General features: G+C 70.3%; 13 protein-coding genes. 11 read left to right on the forward strand and 2 right to left on the reverse strand.

What is annotated here, in order from left to right; genetic code table 11:
* Nucleotides 1–276 precede the first annotated feature (276 nt).
* From BKK81_RS20885 to BKK81_RS20900, 4 genes are all read left to right on the forward strand, one after another.
* Nucleotides 277–1,812, forward strand: a complete 1,536-nt coding sequence (locus BKK81_RS20885; RefSeq protein WP_071017370.1) for a collagen-like triple helix repeat-containing protein — start codon at nucleotides 277–279, stop codon at nucleotides 1,810–1,812.
* 170 nt (nucleotides 1,813–1,982) lie between these two features.
* Complete coding sequence (locus BKK81_RS20890) at nucleotides 1,983–3,647, forward strand: ShlB/FhaC/HecB family hemolysin secretion/activation protein (RefSeq protein ID WP_071017372.1); 1,665 nt, start codon at nucleotides 1,983–1,985, stop codon at nucleotides 3,645–3,647.
* Between the two features lie 339 nt (nucleotides 3,648–3,986).
* Entirely contained in the window at nucleotides 3,987–6,203 is a 2,217-nt protein-coding gene (locus BKK81_RS20895) for a TonB-dependent siderophore receptor (protein ID WP_083384312.1), read from the forward strand.
* A gap of 94 nt (nucleotides 6,204–6,297) precedes the next feature.
* Nucleotides 6,298–7,071 carry a tetratricopeptide repeat protein gene (locus BKK81_RS20900; protein WP_083384313.1) on the forward strand — a complete coding sequence of 258 codons (774 nt, stop codon included), beginning with the start codon at nucleotides 6,298–6,300 and terminating at the stop codon, nucleotides 7,069–7,071.
* Nucleotides 7,072–7,098: 27 nt separating this feature from the next.
* On the opposite strand, the gene BKK81_RS20905 is transcribed toward BKK81_RS20900, so the two are convergent.
* Together BKK81_RS20905 and BKK81_RS20910 are read right to left on the reverse strand one after the other, a co-directional pair.
* Nucleotides 7,099–7,305, reverse strand: coding sequence for a dodecin (locus BKK81_RS20905; protein ID WP_071017376.1), 207 nt, complete (start codon nucleotides 7,303–7,305; stop codon nucleotides 7,099–7,101).
* 138 nt (nucleotides 7,306–7,443) lie between these two features.
* Nucleotides 7,444–8,358, reverse strand: a complete 915-nt coding sequence (locus BKK81_RS20910; RefSeq protein ID WP_071017377.1) for a LysR substrate-binding domain-containing protein — start codon at nucleotides 8,356–8,358, stop codon at nucleotides 7,444–7,446.
* Between the two features lie 97 nt (nucleotides 8,359–8,455).
* Between BKK81_RS20910 and BKK81_RS20915 the strand changes: the two genes are divergently transcribed.
* The 7 genes from BKK81_RS20915 (at nucleotide 8,456) to BKK81_RS20945 (ending at nucleotide 17,137) form a co-directional block, all read left to right on the forward strand.
* The gene (locus BKK81_RS20915; RefSeq protein WP_071017379.1) at nucleotides 8,456–9,601 is read left to right on the forward strand and encodes a tartrate dehydrogenase; all 1,146 of its coding nucleotides are present in this window, start codon (nucleotides 8,456–8,458) and stop codon (nucleotides 9,599–9,601) included.
* Between the two features lie 81 nt (nucleotides 9,602–9,682).
* Entirely contained in the window at nucleotides 9,683–10,681 is a 999-nt protein-coding gene (locus tag BKK81_RS20920; protein WP_071017380.1) for a Bug family tripartite tricarboxylate transporter substrate binding protein, read from the forward strand.
* A 27-nt stretch (nucleotides 10,682–10,708) separates the two neighbouring features.
* Entirely contained in the window at nucleotides 10,709–12,277 is a 1,569-nt protein-coding gene (locus tag BKK81_RS20925) for a UxaA family hydrolase (RefSeq protein ID WP_071017382.1), read from the forward strand.
* A gap of 97 nt (nucleotides 12,278–12,374) precedes the next feature.
* On the forward strand, nucleotides 12,375–13,901 hold the full coding sequence (locus tag BKK81_RS20930) for an NAD-dependent succinate-semialdehyde dehydrogenase (protein ID WP_071017384.1): 1,527 nt from the start codon (nucleotides 12,375–12,377) through the stop codon (nucleotides 13,899–13,901).
* A 47-nt stretch (nucleotides 13,902–13,948) separates the two neighbouring features.
* Nucleotides 13,949–14,761 carry a 4-hydroxy-2-oxoheptanedioate aldolase gene (hpaI, locus tag BKK81_RS20935; RefSeq protein WP_071017385.1) on the forward strand — a complete coding sequence of 271 codons (813 nt, stop codon included), beginning with the start codon at nucleotides 13,949–13,951 and terminating at the stop codon, nucleotides 14,759–14,761.
* A gap of 331 nt (nucleotides 14,762–15,092) precedes the next feature.
* On the forward strand, nucleotides 15,093–16,220 hold the full coding sequence (locus BKK81_RS20940) for an FAD-dependent monooxygenase (protein WP_071017387.1): 1,128 nt from the start codon (nucleotides 15,093–15,095) through the stop codon (nucleotides 16,218–16,220).
* A 32-nt stretch (nucleotides 16,221–16,252) separates the two neighbouring features.
* The gene (locus BKK81_RS20945) at nucleotides 16,253–17,137 is read left to right on the forward strand and encodes an IclR family transcriptional regulator (RefSeq protein WP_083384314.1); all 885 of its coding nucleotides are present in this window, start codon (nucleotides 16,253–16,255) and stop codon (nucleotides 17,135–17,137) included.
* Nucleotide 17,138 lies beyond the last annotated feature (1 nt).

Here is a 17,138-nt window from a genome sequence, read left to right on the forward strand (position 1 = left end):
CGCCGATGTTTCGGAGATTGGCCGCGACGTTACGTAACACGTAACGGCGGAACAACCGCTCGCGACCGTTTCAAACCACCCTCAACGATGCTTGCCTGCCAGCCGTAAACCCTTGCAGCACAAGGCATTACGGCCAACCGCCCGGCGCCGCCGCCCGGCCCGGCCAGCCGCCACGCACGCGCTGGCACAGCGTTTGCGCTCTACCCCGCCACACGCGCCGCAAACAGGGCGCGCACACGTCAAGAGATTCACATCCATTTCGAGGGGTAGAACATCATGCGCAAACAACACATCGTCCTGGCATCGCTGCTGACCACGCTGCTGGCACTGGGCGGCTGCGCCAGCGGCAGCGGCTCCACCTCCCTCGGCACGGACTCCGGCGGTAGTTCGAGCACGGGCAGCAACGGCACGGGCAGCAACGGTAGCGGCAGCAACGGAACGGGTGGCAGCGGCAGCAACAACGGTGGCAACAACGGTGGCAACAACGGTGGCAACAACGGCGGCAACAACGGCGGCAACAACGGCGGCAACAACGGCGGCAACAATGGCGGCTCCACCACTTCGCTGACGCCCACCAGCTCCATCGTCAACAGCACCGGCTCGGTCGTGAACGCGGCCGGCAGCACGGTCGGCCAGCTCGGCCAGGCGATCTCCGGCGCCAGCCTGCCGGTGGTGTCGTCGCAGACCCAGACGGGCCTGGGCAACGCGGTCGGCTCGCTTGGCGCCGCCGTCAACGCGCTGGGGACCGGCCTGCAGAACGGCCTGGGCAACATGCCCAACGCGGCCAACCCGCTCGGCACGACGCTGGCGAGCACCGGTAATGTGGTGAACCAGGTCGGCAACGCCGTCAGCAACGTCGGCAGCGCGGTCAGCGGCCTGGGCAGCGGCCCGCTCTCGCCGCTGGCGCCGGTGACCACGCCGGTCGGCTCGCTGGTGACGCAGCTGGGCGGCACGGTGGGCAACGTGGGCACCCAGCTCGGCACCGTGCTGTCGACCGGCCCGGTCGAACAGCTCACCAGCGGTGTCAGCAAGGCCATCGTGCCGCTGACCTCGCAACTGACCAGCACCACCCAGACGCTGGGCGCCGCGACCGGCCTCGGCCAGCCGGTCAACGGCCTGCTGGCCACGGTCGGCGGCGCGCTCGCCGTCGCCGGCACTTCGCTCAAGCAGACCAATACGCCGGTGGTATCGGGCGTGGGCGGCATCGTGACCGGCACCGGCACCACGGTCGCGTCGCTGGGCGGCGTGCTCTACAACGCCAACGGCAGCAGCTCGGGCAGCAGCCCGCTGGCACCGGTGACCAGCCTACTGGGCGGCCTCGGCGGCCTCGGCGGCCTGGCCGGCGGCTCGGGCAGCAGCTCGGGCCCGCTGGCCCCTGTCACCGGCCTCGTCTCGGGCCTGACCGGCAGCCTCGGCAGCGCTACCGGCGGCAGCGCCGGCAGCGGCCCCCTGGCGCCGGTCACCAGCCTGGTCTCGAGCCTGACCGGCGCCCTCGGCAGCGCCACCGGCGGCAATACCGGCAGCGGCGCGCTCGCGCCGGTCACCAGCCTGGTCGGCAACGTGGTCGGCACGGTCACCGGCGCGGTCGGAGCGGTGGGGTCGGTCGGCAGCACCGCCGGCGCCGGCGGCGGTGCACTGGCGCCGGTGACCAACCTGGTCTCCAGCCTCACGAGCGGCGTCGGCGCCGCCACGTCGGGCAGCACCGGCAGCACCGGCGGTTCGTCCGGCACGTCGGGCAGCGGCGGCGCGCTGGCGCCCGTCACCAACCTGCTCGGCGGCCTGCTCGGCGGCCTGGGCGGCAGCAAGCACTAGGCGGCACGCCGGCGCCGCAGGCGCCGGCGGTCACCGGCAAGGCAATCAGGAAAGCAGTCGATCCGTAGAACAGCGCGATGGCCGCAAGGAGAAGGCGGGGACAGCGGCACCCCCGTCTTCAGCGGCACATCGCGTCATAGCCGCGACACTTTAGAAACAGGGGTATCACCATGCGAGCACGTACTCGTGTCGCCACGCTTTTGATCGGCCTCGGCGTCTGCCAGGCCTCTTATTCCGATCCGCGCAGCCCGGTCCAGGGCGACCCGACCCAGACCCTGCCGAAGATCGAGCCGAGCCGGCCCGCCGGCAGCAACGTCACGATCCAGGTGGAACGTCCCGATGCCGCGCTGCAGCACCTGCTGCAAAGCCGGCTGACGCCGCAGAAGTTCCAGATCGAAGGGGTCAAGACCATCCCCTTCGCCGAGATCGCCGCGAAGTTCGCGCCGCTGGCCGGCCACGAGATCACCGTCGCACAACTGCTGGAAGCCGCCAACGAAGTCACGCAGATGTACCAGCAGCGCGGCTACCCGCTTTCGTTCGCCTTCGTGCCGGCGCAGACTTTCGAGAACGGCAACGTCCTGGTCACGGTGGTCGAAGGCTATGTCAAGACCATCACCATCCGCGGCAAGGCCGGCGCGGCCGAGGACCGCCTGCGCGCGATCGGCGAACGGCTGATGCAGGACAAGCCACTGCGCCGCGAGACCTTCGAACACTATGCCAACGTGCTCGGCCTGCAGCCGGGCATGCAGGTGGCGGCCACCGTGCAGCCGCCGCAGACCACCGATGGCGCCTGCGAGCTGGTGCTCGACATCAAGCGCAAGCCCGTCACCTTCGGCACCGGCATCGAGTACATGTCGCCGGGGCTGCGCGCGATCTCCACGCTCACCGCCAACAGCCTGTCGCCGCTGGGTGAACAGGTCTCGGTGTCAGCCCTGTTTCCCAAGGGCCCGAACAAGGAAGAGTACTACGCGGCCAACTACGCGCAGCCGATCGGCACCGAGGGCATGGTGGCGCGCGTGACCGCCTCGCACTACCGCGGCGTGCCCGAGAACGCGACGCTGGCGCCGCTCGGCATCGATCCGCGCTATGTCAACGACAACAAGCGCATCGGCGCCAGCCTCGCCTACCCGCTGCTGCTCAGCAACGCGCAGACACTGATCGCCACCGGCGGCATCTACGGCGTCGACCAGTTCGAACGCTATACCGGCACGGCCACCGGGCAGCAGGTGACACTGGGCACGCGCGTGCGCGTGGTCAGCGCCGAGGCCAACTACGTGCAGCGCAGCCAGGGCCAGACGCGCACCCTGATGCTGGGCCTGTACCAGGGCATCGCCGGGCTCGGCGCCTCGCGCGAGAACACCACCAACGACCTCAGCTTCTTCCGCACCCGGCTGCAGGCCTCGCAGTCGAACGACCTGCCGGCCGGCTTCGGCATGACCGTGTCGGCGGCGGGCCAGTTCAGCGCGCAGCGGCTGGCCTCGAGCGAACAGATCAGCTTCGGCGGCCGCATGTTCGGCCTGGGCTATCCGGCCGGCGAAGTGGCGGGCGACAAGGGCTGGGGCGCCTCGCTCGAATTCAATCGTCTGTTCACGCTCGACATGGCCTACCTGAAGACGGTCCAGCCCTACGTCATCGGCGACATGGCGCGCGTGCTCTCCAACAGCGTTGTGCTGACGCACCGTTCGCTGGCCTCGGTAGGACTCGGCGTGCGCTTCTCCGACCGCCGCTACTACACGCTGGACCTGTCGATCGCACAACCGGTCGGCGACAAGCCCATCAACGCGTCGCACCGCTCGCCGCGGCTGAACGCGATCTACTCCTACCAGTTCGACTGAGGCCCGCCGGGGCCGCGCGCCGGCTGCCTCGGCCGGCGGCCCCGCCTCGCGGCATGCGCATGACGTGGTGGCGGCAGGTGATGGCACAGGCCGGCGCAGGATGCCCGCACGTGCTTCCACCACCACGTCAAGTGCAGGCCTTGTCACCCATTCTCGATACATAGACGACACATCGGCCCTGGATGTATCACTTGACTTACATCCAGGCAGCAAATGATAATCCTTCTCATTCTTAATATGATTCACAAAACTAAAGAGGGAAGGATCGTGTCGACTGCAGTGGTTGTCAGCAGAAGCAAGAGGAAGCACGCCGTTCCGCGCCTGACCGGCGCCGTCGGCATGGCGGTGGCGGCAGCACCGGTGGCCGCGCAGTCGGCCGGCAGCGCCACGGTGGCCGCGGCTGAACTGCCGGCGGTGACGGTCAGCGGCACCGGCGACAGCAACTTCAAGGTCGACTCCACCTCTTCGATCAAGAACCCGGACAAGCTGCTCGACACGCCGCGCTCGATCACCGTGATTCCGCAGGAAGTGATCCAGAGCACCGCCTCGGCCAGCCTCACCGACGTGCTGCGCACCGTGCCCGGCATCGCCTTCGGCGCCGGCGAGGGCGGCAACCCGGTCGGCGACCGCCCCTTCATCCGCGGCTACGACGCGCAGGCCAGCACCTTCCTCGACGGCTTCCGCGACATCGGCTCGCAATCGCGCGAGATCTTCAACGTCGAGACGGTGGAAGTGACCAAGGGTCCGGCCGGCGCCTACGACGGCCGCGGCTCCGCCGGCGGCAGCATCAACATCACCAGCAAGGCGCCGCGCCTGGAGAACTTCGCCGAGGGCAATGTCAGTCTCGGCAACGCCGACTACAAGCGCGCCACCGCCGACGGCAACTGGAAGTTCTCCGACCACGGGGCCTTCCGCCTCAACGCCATGGTGCATGACCAGGACGTGCCGGGCCGCGACGTGGCCAACCAGTCGCGCTGGGGCATCGCGCCGACCGTCGCCTTCGGCCTGGGCACCGACACGCGCCTGACGCTGGCGTACTACCACATGCAGTCCAACGACATCCCGGACACCGGGATCCCGTACAACAACCCGACCTTCAACCGGCGCAGCGACAGCATCGCCCGTACCAGCTTTGCCGGCGACGGCTCGCCGATCAGCGTGCCGCGCAACACCTACTACGGCCTGGCCAACCGCGATTTCCGCAAGGACCAGACCGACATGGGCACGATCCGCTTCGAGCACGATTTCAGCCCGGCGCTCAAGTTCCGCAACCAGACGCGCGTGGCCCGCACCCACCAGGACTTCATCTGGACCCAGCCCGACGACAGCCAGGGCAACATCTACTACGGCATGGTCTGGCGCCGCGCCAACACGCGCGTCTCCACGGTCAACACCATCGCCAACCAGACCGACCTGTCCGGCACCGTGCAGACGGGCTTCGCCAAGCACAAGTACGCCTTCGGCATCGAGTTCGCGCAGGAGAAGAGCGAGAACGACAGCTACAACGTGGCCACCGGCAGCAACCGCTGCCCCAGCGGCCCGGGCGCCGCCGGCGGCTACAACTGCACCACGCTGCTCAACCCGAATCCCTTCGATCCGTGGTCCGGCGCCATCTCGCGCGCCAACAACCCGACCAACTCGAAGACCAACACGGCGGCGGTCTACCTGTTCGACTCGGTCGAGCTGGGCAAGCACTGGCTGGTCAACGGCGGCATCCGCTACGACCGCTACGACGCCAACTTCACCTCCGCCGCGGACAGCAAGGGCGTGCGCACCGACTTCGGCCGCACCGACAATCTGTTCAACTACCAGTTGGGCATCGTCTTCAAGCCGGTCGAGACGGTCAGCCTGTACGCCTCCTTCGGCACCTCGTCGACCCCGGCAGGCTCCTTCCTGACCCAGGGCAGCGACGGCAATGCGCTGGGCCCGGACCGCAGCGGCAACATTGGCGCCATGCTGGCGCCCGAGAAGAACCGCGCCTACGAAGTGGGCGCCAAGTGGGAGCCGCTGCAGCGACGCCTGGCCCTGACCGCCGCGCTGTTCCGCATCGACACCACCAATGCCCGCATCACCTTGCAGGACGGCACCGCGGCCATGGCCGGCGACAAGCGCGTGCAGGGCTTCGAGCTGGGCTTCTCCGGCAACGTCACCAACGACTGGGCGGTGTTCGGCGGCTACACCCACCTGAAGAGTGAACTGCGCAACGCGGGCGGCGCCGGCGCGGCCTTCGGCCTCGCCAACGGCACCTCCTTCCCCAACACGCCGGACGACAGCTTCAGCCTGTGGACCACCTACCAGGTGCTGCCCAAGTTCACGCTGGGCGGCGGCGCCTACTACGTATCCAAGATCTGGGGCAACGAGTCGACCAACAAATGGGTGCCGTCGTACTGGCGCTTCGACGCCATGGCCAGCTATCGGGTCAACAAGAACCTGGCGCTGCAGCTCAACGTGCAGAACCTGACCGACAAGGTCTACTACAGCCAGGCCTACGCCAGCCACTACGCCACCATGGCGCCCGGCCGCGCCTTCATCTTCAGCGCCAACGTGCGCTTCTGAACGCCCGACCGGCCCGACCGCCTGCGGCACGCGCCGCGTGTCCGGTGCCCCGGTCCTGCCTTGCGGCGGGGCCGGGGCGCCTGCCTTCTCCGCCATGCTCGACCTGCCCTTCCGCCCCGCCACCCCTGGTGAACTCGAACAGCTCGGCCCCGCCGCCCTGCGCGACAAGCTGTGCGGTCCCGCCGCCCAGGCACTGCCCTGGCTCGGCGCCGCCGCGCTGGCCGGCCATCTCGACGCGCAGGCCCTGCTGGGCCAGTGGTTCCTCGCCGGGCGCGGACTGGCGCGCGACGAAGCGCGCGCCTTCGCCTGGTTCAAGCATGCCGCGCACGCCGGCCACGCCGGCGCCGCCAATCTGGCGGGACGCTGCTACGAGAATGGCTGGGGCACGCCGCAGGACGCGCACGCCGCCGCGCGCTGGTACCAGCTGGCGGCGGAGCGCGGTTCGGACTGGGGCATGTACAACCTGGCCACCGCGCTGACGCTGGGCCGCGGCGTCGCACCCGAGCGCGCGCAGGCGCTGGACTGGTACCGGCGCGCGGCGGCACTCGGCCATGCCAAGTCGCTCAATATCATCGGCGGCTTCTACGAAGACGGCTGGGAAGTCGAGCGCGACCTGGCCCAGGCGGCCGAGCACTACCGCCGCGCCGCCGAGGGCGGCGACTTCCGCGGGCAGTTCAACCACGCGCGCCTGCTCGCGCTGCAAGGCCGCGAGGCCGAGGCCGGCAGGTGGATCCGGCGCGTGCCGGACAGCGCCACGCCCGCCTTCCTCGAGAAGACGCTGGCCTACCTGCGCGAGGCGCCACAGCCGGCGCTACGCCGCCTCTACGGCCCGCTGCACGACGCCTTGCCGCACGCCGCGCGCGGCTGAGCGCCGCGCCGCTCCCGCCGCGCTCGCTCAGTCGACGCGGAAGCCGATCTTCAGCGTCACCTGGAAGTGCGCCACCGTACCGTCGACGATGTGGCCGCGCATCTCCACCATCTCGAACCAGTCGATATGCTTGATGGTTTCGCTCGCCTTGGCGATGGCATTCTGGATGGCCTTGTCCGTGCCCTCCGGCGAGGAACCGACGATCTCCACCAGCTTGTAGGTATGGTTTGACATGGCGCCCTCGTCTTGGCTGCAATGCGGTGACGGCACACGGCCGCGCACCACAGCAATGGGGCCGCGCGCGCCGCGCCGTCTCCATCATAGGCAGCGTCGCGGACAATGCCCAGCCGCAGCGTGCCGTGCCGGCCGTGCTCAGGCCGCCGCCGGATCGCCGCGCTGGCGGAAATAAGCCTCGAAGAACTCCACGCAGACGCGGATCTTGGCCGAGGTGGTCAGCCGCGACGGATAGACCGCCCAGATATTGGCGTCCTGCCGGTAGTCCGGCAGCACCTGCACCAGCGCGCCGCTGGCCAGTTGCGGCCCGACATCCCAGGTGGAGCGCAGCGCGATGCCGTGGCCGTCCACCGCCCAGCGCACCACGATCTCGCCGTTGTTGGACGACAACGGCCCGGTCACCTTGACGGTCTGCTCCTGCTGTCCGTCGCGCAGCTTCCAGACCCCGAAGGGGTGGTCGCGCTCCTTGATCACCAGGCAGTCGTGGCTGGCCAGTTCGGCCAGCGTGCGCGGCTGCCCGCGCCGGGCCAGGTAGGCCGGCGCCGCGCACAGCACGCGATGGTTGGAGCCCAGGCGCCGCGCGATATGGTGCGGGGCGATCTCGTCGCCCACGCGGATGTCGAGGTCGAAGCCCTCGGTGGCCACGTCGACCAGGCGGTCGAACACCTCGAAGCGCACCTGCAGCGCCGGATACTGCCGCACCAGCTGCGAGATGGCCGGTGCCACCACATTGCGGCCGAAGCCGAAGCTGGAGCACACCCGCAGCAGGCCGCGCGGGTTGCGCCGCGTGCTCGACACTTCCTCGTAGAGGTGGTCGATATCGTCCAGGATGCGCTGCGCCAGCGCGTAGACGCGTTCGCCGTCCTCGCTGACTACCACGCGGCGCGTGGTGCGGTGGAAAAGGCGCACGGAAAGCGCCGCCTCCAGCATATGGATGCGCTTGCTGATGTAGGCCGGCGACACGCCCAGCGCCTCCGCGGCCGCGGAAAAGCTGGACCGGCGCGCCACCTCGATGAAGACACGGAGGTCTTCGTTGAGCAGTTCATTCTTCACGGATCGTGTTTTATCGCTTCACGATCCGGCTGATTATATTCCGCCGGGCCGGCTTTACCATGGCTGCCGATCCTCCTACTGCGAACCAGATTCCTCCATGACCTTATCCCCCAAGGCCCCGCTGCGCATCGCCGTCATCCCCGGAGACGGCATCGGCAAGGAAGTGATGCCGGAAGGCCTGCGCGTGCTCGAGGCCGCCGCGGCGCGCTTCTCGCTCGACCTGGAATTCGTCCACTTCGACTGGGCCCACTGCGACTACTACCTGCAGACCGGCGCGATGATGCCACCTGACTGGCGCGCGCAGCTGGAAGGCTGCGACGCGCTGTACTTCGGCGCGGTCGGCTGGCCCGACAAGGTGCCCGACCATGTCTCGCTGTGGGGCTCGCTGCTCAAGTTCCGCCGCGAGTTCGACCAGTACGTGAACCTGCGCCCGGTGCGCCTGTTCGAAGGCGTGCCTTGCCCGCTGGCCAACCGCAAGCCCGGCGACATCGACTTCCTGGTGGTGCGCGAGAACACCGAGGGCGAATACACCTCGCTGGGCGGCCGCATGTTCGAAGGCACCGAGCGCGAGGTGGTGCTGCAGGAATCCGTGTTCAGCCGGCACGGCACCGACCGCGTGCTGCGCTACGCCTTCGAGCTGGCCCGCGCGCGCCAGCGCCGCCATTTGACCGTGGCCACCAAATCCAACGGCATCGCGGTCAGCATGCCCTACTGGGACGAACGCACCGATGCGATGGCGGTGCAGTATCCCGACGTCGCCGTCGATCGCCAGCACATCGACATCCTGACCGCGCGCTTCGTGCTGCAGCCCACGCGCTTCGACGTGGTGGTGGCCTCCAACCTGTTCGGCGACATCCTGTCCGACCTGGGCCCGGCCTGCGCCGGCACCATCGGCCTGGCGCCCTCGGCCAACCTGAACCCCGAGCGCCGCTTTCCCTCGCTGTTCGAGCCGGTGCATGGCTCCGCGCCCGACATCTACGGCAAGAACATCGCCAACCCGGTCGCCATGATCTGGTCGGGCGCGCTGATGCTCGATTTCCTCGGCGGCGCGCGCGCGGGGGACGGCGCGCCTGATGCACGTTTCCGCCAGGCGCACGATGCCATCCTGGGCGCCATCGAGACCGTGCTGGCGCAGGGCCCGCGCACGCCCGACCTGGGCGGCGGCGCCAGCACCACCGAGGTCGGCGAAGCCATCGCCCGGCTGGTCGGCGCGGGCACCGCGGCCGACGCGCTGGCCGCCTGACCCCTCCCCCATGCGCCGCCGAGGGCGGCCACGGCGCATGGCACCTGCTTGCCCCATCAAGGCCCCCCACAGGAGACAGACATGCAAGACAGCACATTCAAGCCGGGGCGCCGGCAACTGCTGCTCGGTGCCGCCGGCACCCTTGCCGGCATGCTCCCCGCCGCGTCCGCGCTGGCGGCCGAGAGCGACTATCCTTCGCGTCCGATCACCTTCATCTGCCCGTGGCCGGCCGGCGGCACCGCCGACGTGACCATGCGCGTGCTGATGCAGCTGGCGGGGCGCGAGCTGGGCCAGTCCATCGTGGTGGACAACCGTGCCGGCGCTTCCGGCATGATCGGCACCAAGGCACTCGCCAACGCCCGCCCGGACGGCTACACCATCGGCCAGATCCCGCTCTCGGTGACCCGCTTCTCGCAGCTCGGCGTGGTGCAGATGGACCCGCTCAAGGACCTGACCTACCTGGCGCGCGCCTCGGGCCAGACCTTCGGCATGGTGGTGCGCAGCGACGCGCGCTTCAAGACGCTGGCCGACCTCGTGGCCTACGCCCGCGCCAACCCCGGCAAGGTCAACTACGCCACCGCCGGCGTCGCCGGCCAGACCCACGTCGGCATGGAAGAGTTCGCGCTCAATGCCGGCATCAAGCTCAACCACATCCCCTACAAGGGCGGCGCGCCGGCCCTGTCCGACCTGCTCGGCGGCCAGGTCGACCTGCTGGCCGACTCCAGCTCCTGGGCGCCCTATGTGGAACAAGGCAAGCTGCGCCTGCTCGCCACCTGGGGCGCGCAGCGCCTGCCGCGCTTCGGCAGCACGCCCACGCTCAAGGAACTCGGCTACCACGTGGTGATGGATGCGCCCAACGGCATCGGCGCGCCGCGCGGACTCGACCCGAAGATCGCGCTGAAGCTGCGCGAGGCGCTGCGCCGCGCCATCCTCAGCACGGAATTCAAGGCGGCCTGCGAGAAGATCGATGCCATCGTCATGTACCAGGACGCCGACGAGTACCGCAAGTTCGTCGCCGACAACTACGAACACGAGAAGAAGCTGATCGAACGGCTCAACCTCAAGCAGATGCTGGGCTGATCACCAGCGCCACACGAAGAAAGCCCGATGACCACCGCCACCCAGGACACCACCAAGGACCTCTCGCGCGCGCTGATCCGCCTGCACGCGCGGGACAATATCGTGATCGCGCGCGCGCCGCTGGCGCTCGGCCAGAACGTCGAGGTCGACGGCCGCGTGCTGCGCCTGCGCGCCCAGGTGCCGGCGGGCCACAAGGTGGCCGCCGAAGCCATCGCCGCCGGCACGCCGGTGCGCAAGTACGACACCGTGATCGGCCTGGCCGCGCGCGCTATCGCGCCGGGCGAGCACGTCCATGCGCACAATCTGCGCTTCGTCGAGTTCGAGCGCGAGCCGGCCTTCTGCACCGACGTGCGCCCGGTCGACTACGTGCCCGAGCACGCGCGCGCCACCTTCCAGGGCATCGTGCGCGCCGATGGCCGCGTGGGCACGCGCAACTACATCGGCATCCTGTCCTCGGTGAACTGCTCGGCCACCGTGATCCGCAAGATCGCCGAGTGGTTCACGCCGGAGCGCCTGGCCGGCTTCCCCAACGTCGACGGCGTGGTGGCCTTCCAGCACAGCAGCGGCTGCGGCATGTCCTCGCCGAGCCTGCACTTCGACGTGCTGCGCCGCACGCTGGCCGGCTACGCGCGCCACCCCAACCTGGCCGGTGTGCTGGTCGTCGGGCTGGGCTGCGAGCGCAACCAGGTCGCGGACCTGGTCGATTCGCAGGCGCTGCGCGACGGCGAGGGCGGCACCCTGCTGCGCACGCTGGTGATGCAGGAGACCGGCGGCACGCGCGCCACCATCGAGGCCGGCGTGGCAGCCGTGCGCGAGATGCTGCCGCGCGCCGACGCGGCGGTACGCCAGACGGTGCCGGCCAGCCATATCAAGGTCGGCCTCGAATGCGGCGGCTCGGATGGCTTCTCCGGCATCACCGCCAATCCGGCGCTGGGCGCGGCCATGGACATCCTGGTGCGCCACGGGGGCACCGCCATCCTGTCCGAGACGCCCGAGATCTATGGCGTCGAGCATATGCTGACCCGGCGCGCGGTGACGCCCAAGGTCGGGCAGAAGCTGCTCGACCGCATCGCCTGGTGGAAGGAGTACACGCGCGGCCACAACGGCCAGTTCAACGGCGTGGTGGGCCCCGGCAACCAGCAGGGCGGCCTGGCCAACATCTTCGAGAAATCGCTCGGCTCCGCCATGAAGGGCGGCACCACGCCGCTGCAGGGAGTCTACGAGTACGCCGAGCCGATCGACCGCGCCGGCTTCGTCTTCATGGATTCGCCGGGCTACGATCCCTGCGCCGTCACCGGCCAGATCGCCAGCGGCGCCAACATGATCCTGTTCACCACCGGGCGCGGCTCCATGTTCGGTTCCAAGCCCGCGCCGACGCTGAAGCTGTCCAGCAACACGCCGATGTTCGAGCGGCTGCGCGACGACATGGACATCAACTGCGGCCGCGTGCTTGACGGCGAGCTGACGGTGCAGCAGATGGGCGAAGAGATCTTCGCCCATCTGCTGCGCGCCGCCTCCGGCGAGACCACGCGCAGCGAGGCGCTCGGCCTGGGCGACGGCGAGTTCGTGCCCTGGCACCTCGGCATCGTCAGCTGAGCGGGCCCGCGCCGCGCAGCCGCCCCCCCTGCTTGCACCACCACCGCGCGGCCCTGCCGCGCGGCACCCTTTTCCTTCTTTCCTGCCGATCGCCCTCATGTCTTCGACCCCTGCTCCCACGCTGCCCGCCACCCTGGCCCTCGCCCGCCCTGAACTGCTGGTCTCGCGCTGCCTGATCGACGGCGCCTGGCGCGACGCCGCCGACGGCCGCCGCTTCGCCGTGACCGATCCTGCCAGCGGCGCGCTGCTGGCGGAAGTGCCCGACTGCGGCACGGCCGACGCCGCCGCCGCCGTCGACGCCGCGCAGCGCGCCTTCGCCGCGTGGCGGCACGCCACCTCGCGCGAACGCGCCGCGCTGCTCAAGCGCTGGCACGCCGCCATCCTCGCCAACCAGGAAGACCTGGCCCGCCTGATCTCGCTGGAACAGGGCAAACCGCTGGCGGAAAGCCGCGGCGAAGTGCTGTACGGCGCCTCGTACGTGGAGTGGTTCGCCGAAGAGGCGCAGCGCATCCATGGCGACATCCTGCCGCAGGCGCAGGCCGGCAAGCAGCTGTTCGTGCTCAAGGAGCCGGTCGGCGTGGTGGCCGCCATCACGCCGTGGAACTTCCCGCTGGCGATGCTGGCACGCAAGATCGCGCCCGCGCTGGCCGCCGGCTGCGCGGTGGTGGCCAAGCCGGCCGAAGACACGCCGCTGACGGCGCTGGCGCTGGCCCGGCTGCTGCAGGAGGCCGGCGCGCCGGCGGGCCTGGTCAACGTGCTGCCCGCTTCGCGCGCGCAGACGCCGGCGGTGGCCGATGCCTGGCTGGCCGATGCGCGCGTGCGCAAGATCTCCTTCACCGGCTCCACCGCGGTGGGCAAGCACCTGGCACGCGCCAGCGCCGATACGCTGAAGAAGGTCTCGCTGGAGCTGGGCGGCAATGCCCCCTTCATCGTCTTCGACGATGCCGACGTCGATGCCGCCGTGGCCGGCCTGATGGCGGCCAAGTTCCGCAATGCCGGCCAGACCTGCGTGTGCCCGAACCGGGTGCTGGTGCAGGACGGCATCCACGACACCTTCGTCGCCGCGCTGGTGCGCGCCGTCGCGGCGCTGCGCGTGGGACCGGCAGACGGCGGCAGCGCCGAGATCGGCCCGCTGATCAACCAGCGCGCGCTGGCCAAGGTGCAGCACCATGTCGAGGACGCCCTGGCCAAGGGCGCCCGGCTGGTCACCGGCGGCGCCCGCCACGATTGCGCCGAGGCGCCGCACGGCCACTTCTTCACGCCCACGGTGCTGGCCGGCGCCACCGCGGATATGCGCTTCAACCACGAAGAGACCTTCGGCCCGATGGTGCCGGTGTTCCGCTTCGCCACCGAGGCCGAGGCCATCGCCCTGGCCAATGCGACACCCTACGGGCTTGCCGCCTACTTCTACTCGCGCGACATCGCCCGCGTCTGGGACGTGGCCCAGGCGCTCGAGGCCGGCATGGTGGGCGTGAACGAAGGCGCGCTGTCGAGCGAGGCGGCGCCCTTCGGCGGCATCAAGGAGTCGGGCTACGGGCGCGAGGGTTCGCGCTACGGCCTGGACGACTACCTGCACACCAAGTATGTTTGCCAGGGCAACCTGGCACGGCACGCGCGCGCCTGAGGCGCGATGCGCCGTGCCGCCAGCCCGTCTCCGGAGACCATGCCACCATGACCTACGACAACGCCTTCAAGGCCGCCATCGCGGCCGGCCGCCAGCAGATCGGCCTGTGGATCTCGCTGCCCGATCCTTACAGCACCGAGCTGTGCGCCACCGCCGGCTTCGACTGGCTGCTGCTCGACGGCGAGCACGCGCCCAATGATGTGCGCAACGTGCTGGCCCAGTTGCAGGCCGCCGCGCCCTACCGGTCGCATCCCATCGTACGGCCGCCGCACGGCGACCCGGCGCTGATCAAGCAATTGCTCGACATCGGCGCGCAGACGCTGCTGGTACCGATGGTGGACACGCCCGAGCAGGCACGGCGGCTGGTCTCGGCCATGCGCTATCCGCCCGCCGGCATGCGCGGCGTGGGCAGCGGCGTGGCGCGCGTCTCGCGCTGGGACCTGCGCCGCGACTACCTCGACCGCGCCGATGCCGAGGCCTGCCTGCTGGTGCAGGCCGAGACCCGCCAGGCACTCGACAACCTGGAGGCGATCTGCGCCGTCGATGGCGTGGACGGCGTCTTCATCGGCCCGGCCGACCTGAGCGCCTCGCTCGGGCACCGCGGCAACCCGGGCCACCCCGAGGTGCAGGCCGCCATCGAGGACGCCATCCGCCGCATCGTCGCCAGCGGCAAGGCCGCCGGCACGCTGACGCCGGACCCGGTGCTGGCGCGCCGCTATCTCGCGCTGGGCTGCACCTTCGTCGCGGTCGGGCTCGACGTGCGCCTGCTCGCCAGCGCCACGCGCGCGCTCGCCCGCGACTTCCTGCCGGACGCGGCTGCGGCCGCGCCCACCGGCGCCACCCCCGCCGGCCCCTACTGAGCCGGCCCGGCCAGGCACCCACCGCAGCGCCTGGCCGCCCCCGCCCCTCCCGCCTTCCCTCCCCCCTGGCTGCGGCCCGAGACGCTCCCCCTTATGCCTGCCTGACCCCGATCGCGTGGAGACCCGCCCCTGCGCGCCGCCGGCATCACCGCAAACCCCGCCCATGTGCCGGTCCCGCCATGACCGACGGCTTCCGCGCGCTTTTGCTTGACGACGTTCTCCCATCTGAATAGTATTTTTATGAACATTACGTTCATTTTTGAACATATCACATATCCGCCGTGCAACGCCAAGCGTGGCGGGCAGGCAAACGCAAGGAAGGCAGGAAGACATGGCAAGGCAACGAATCGGCATCAACGGCGCCGGCATCGGTGGACTGGCGGCGGCCATCGCACTGCGCCAGCTCGGCCACGAGGTGGTCGTGTACGAACAGGCGGTACGCTTCGCGCGCGTGGGCGCCGACATCAACCTGACGCCCAACGCGGTGCGTGCGCTCGACGGACTGGGCGTCGGCGCGGCGCTGCGCGAGACGGCGGCACGACCGAGCCATCGCATCAGCCGCACCTGGGACAGCGGCGAGGAAACCTCGCGCCTGCCGATGTCGGAGGCGGCCGAAGCCCGCTACGGCGCGCCGCAGCTCACCATGCACCGCGCCGACCTGATGCACGCGCTGGAGCAGGCGGTGCCCGCGCCATGCGTGCAGCTCGGCCGCAAGGCCACCGCCGTGGTGCCGCGCGAGCAGGGCGCCACGCTGCGCTTCGCCGATGGCAGCAGCGACGACGTCGATGTGCTGATCGGCGCGGACGGCATCCACTCGGTGGTGCGCACCGCGCTGTTCGGCCAGGAGAGCCCGGTCTTCACCGGCCAGGTCGCCTACCGTGCCGTGGTGCCTGCCGAGCGCCTGGCCGGCGTGCCCAACCTCGACGCCTTCACCAAGTGGTGGGGACCGCAGCCGACCTCGCAGATCGTCACCTTCCCGCTCAACCGCGGCCGCGACATCTTTGTCTTCGCCACCGTCGCGCAGGAAAGCTGGCGCCACGAATCGTGGACCACGCCGGGGCGGGTCGCCGACGTGCGAGCGGCCTACGCCGGCTTCCATGCGGAAGCGCGCGCGCTGCTCGACGCCTGCGACGAGGTGCTGATCTCCGCGCTGTACGTGCGCGACCCGCTGCCGCGCTGGTCAGTGGGCTGCTGCACACTGCTGGGCGACGCCTGCCACCCGATGATGCCCTTCATGGCACAAGGGGCGGGCCAGGCGGTCGAGGACGCGGTGGTACTGGCACGCTGCCTCGACACCTGGCGCGATGACGTGCCCGCCGCGCTGCAGCGTTACCAGGCCGCGCGCCTCGAGCGCACCGCGCGCATCCAGATCGGTTCGCGCGGCAACCACTGGCTCAAGGAGGGGAGCAATGCCGACTGGGTGTACGATTACGACGCCTGGCGCGCGCCCCTGGCCTGATGACGCAAGCGCGCCGGTCCCAACGCAGAACCATGCAGACACCAGCCAAGCCGACCGGCGCACGGGCGCGCAAGCCCGCATCCGCCTCTCCCCTCCCTCATGCCGCCGAGCCGGCCGACGCCGATGGCGATGCCGAAGAGAAAACGCAACTGGTCTCGCCCGTGGTACGGGCGCTGCGCCTGCTGCGCTTCATTGCCGAAGGCGGCTCCACCGCCAACCTGAGCGAGGTCGGCCGCCGCATCGAGGTGAACCGCGTCACCGTGATGCGCCTGCTCGCCACGCTAGAGCACGAAGGCATGCTCGACGCCCTGCCGCAGGGCGGCCACCAGGCCGGGCTGGAACTGCTCAAGCTGTCGTCGCGGGTACTGGCCGGCAGCGACCTGGTGGGCTTCGCCCGCCAGGTGCTGCCGCGCCTGGCCGACAGCCTGCAGCTCTCCGCCTACCTGGTGGTGCTGGACGGCGGCCATGCACTCTACCTGCTGCGCCACATGCCGGCCGCCTCGCTGGTCAGCAACATCCAGGTCGGCAGCCGCGTGCCCGCCCACCTGACCACTCCCGGGCGCATGCTGCTGGCCGGACTCTCCGAGGACGAGCAGCGCGAGCGCCTGGGCGCCGAGCCGCTGGTCACGGCGACGCCGCAAAGCCCCGCCAGCTACGCGCGGCTGGGCGAGATCCTCGCGGCCGACCACGAGCGCGGCTGCGCCTGGAGCTTTTCGGCCTACGAACCGGGCATCGATTCGTGCGCGGCCCCGGTGCGCGATGCCACCGGCAAGACCGTGGCCGCCATCAGCGTGGCCGGCCCGGCCCAGCGCTTCGAGCAGGACGGCACGCTGCGCGAGCGCGCGGAGCGGGAAGTCAAGCGGGCGGCGCGCGATGTGTCGGCCTGGCTGGGCGACCCGGGTCGGCTGCGGCGATAGC

Origin of the sequence: Cupriavidus sp. USMAHM13, assembly GCF_001854285.1 — a bacterium.
GTDB classification, from domain to species: Bacteria; Pseudomonadota; Gammaproteobacteria; order Burkholderiales; family Burkholderiaceae; genus Cupriavidus; species Cupriavidus malaysiensis.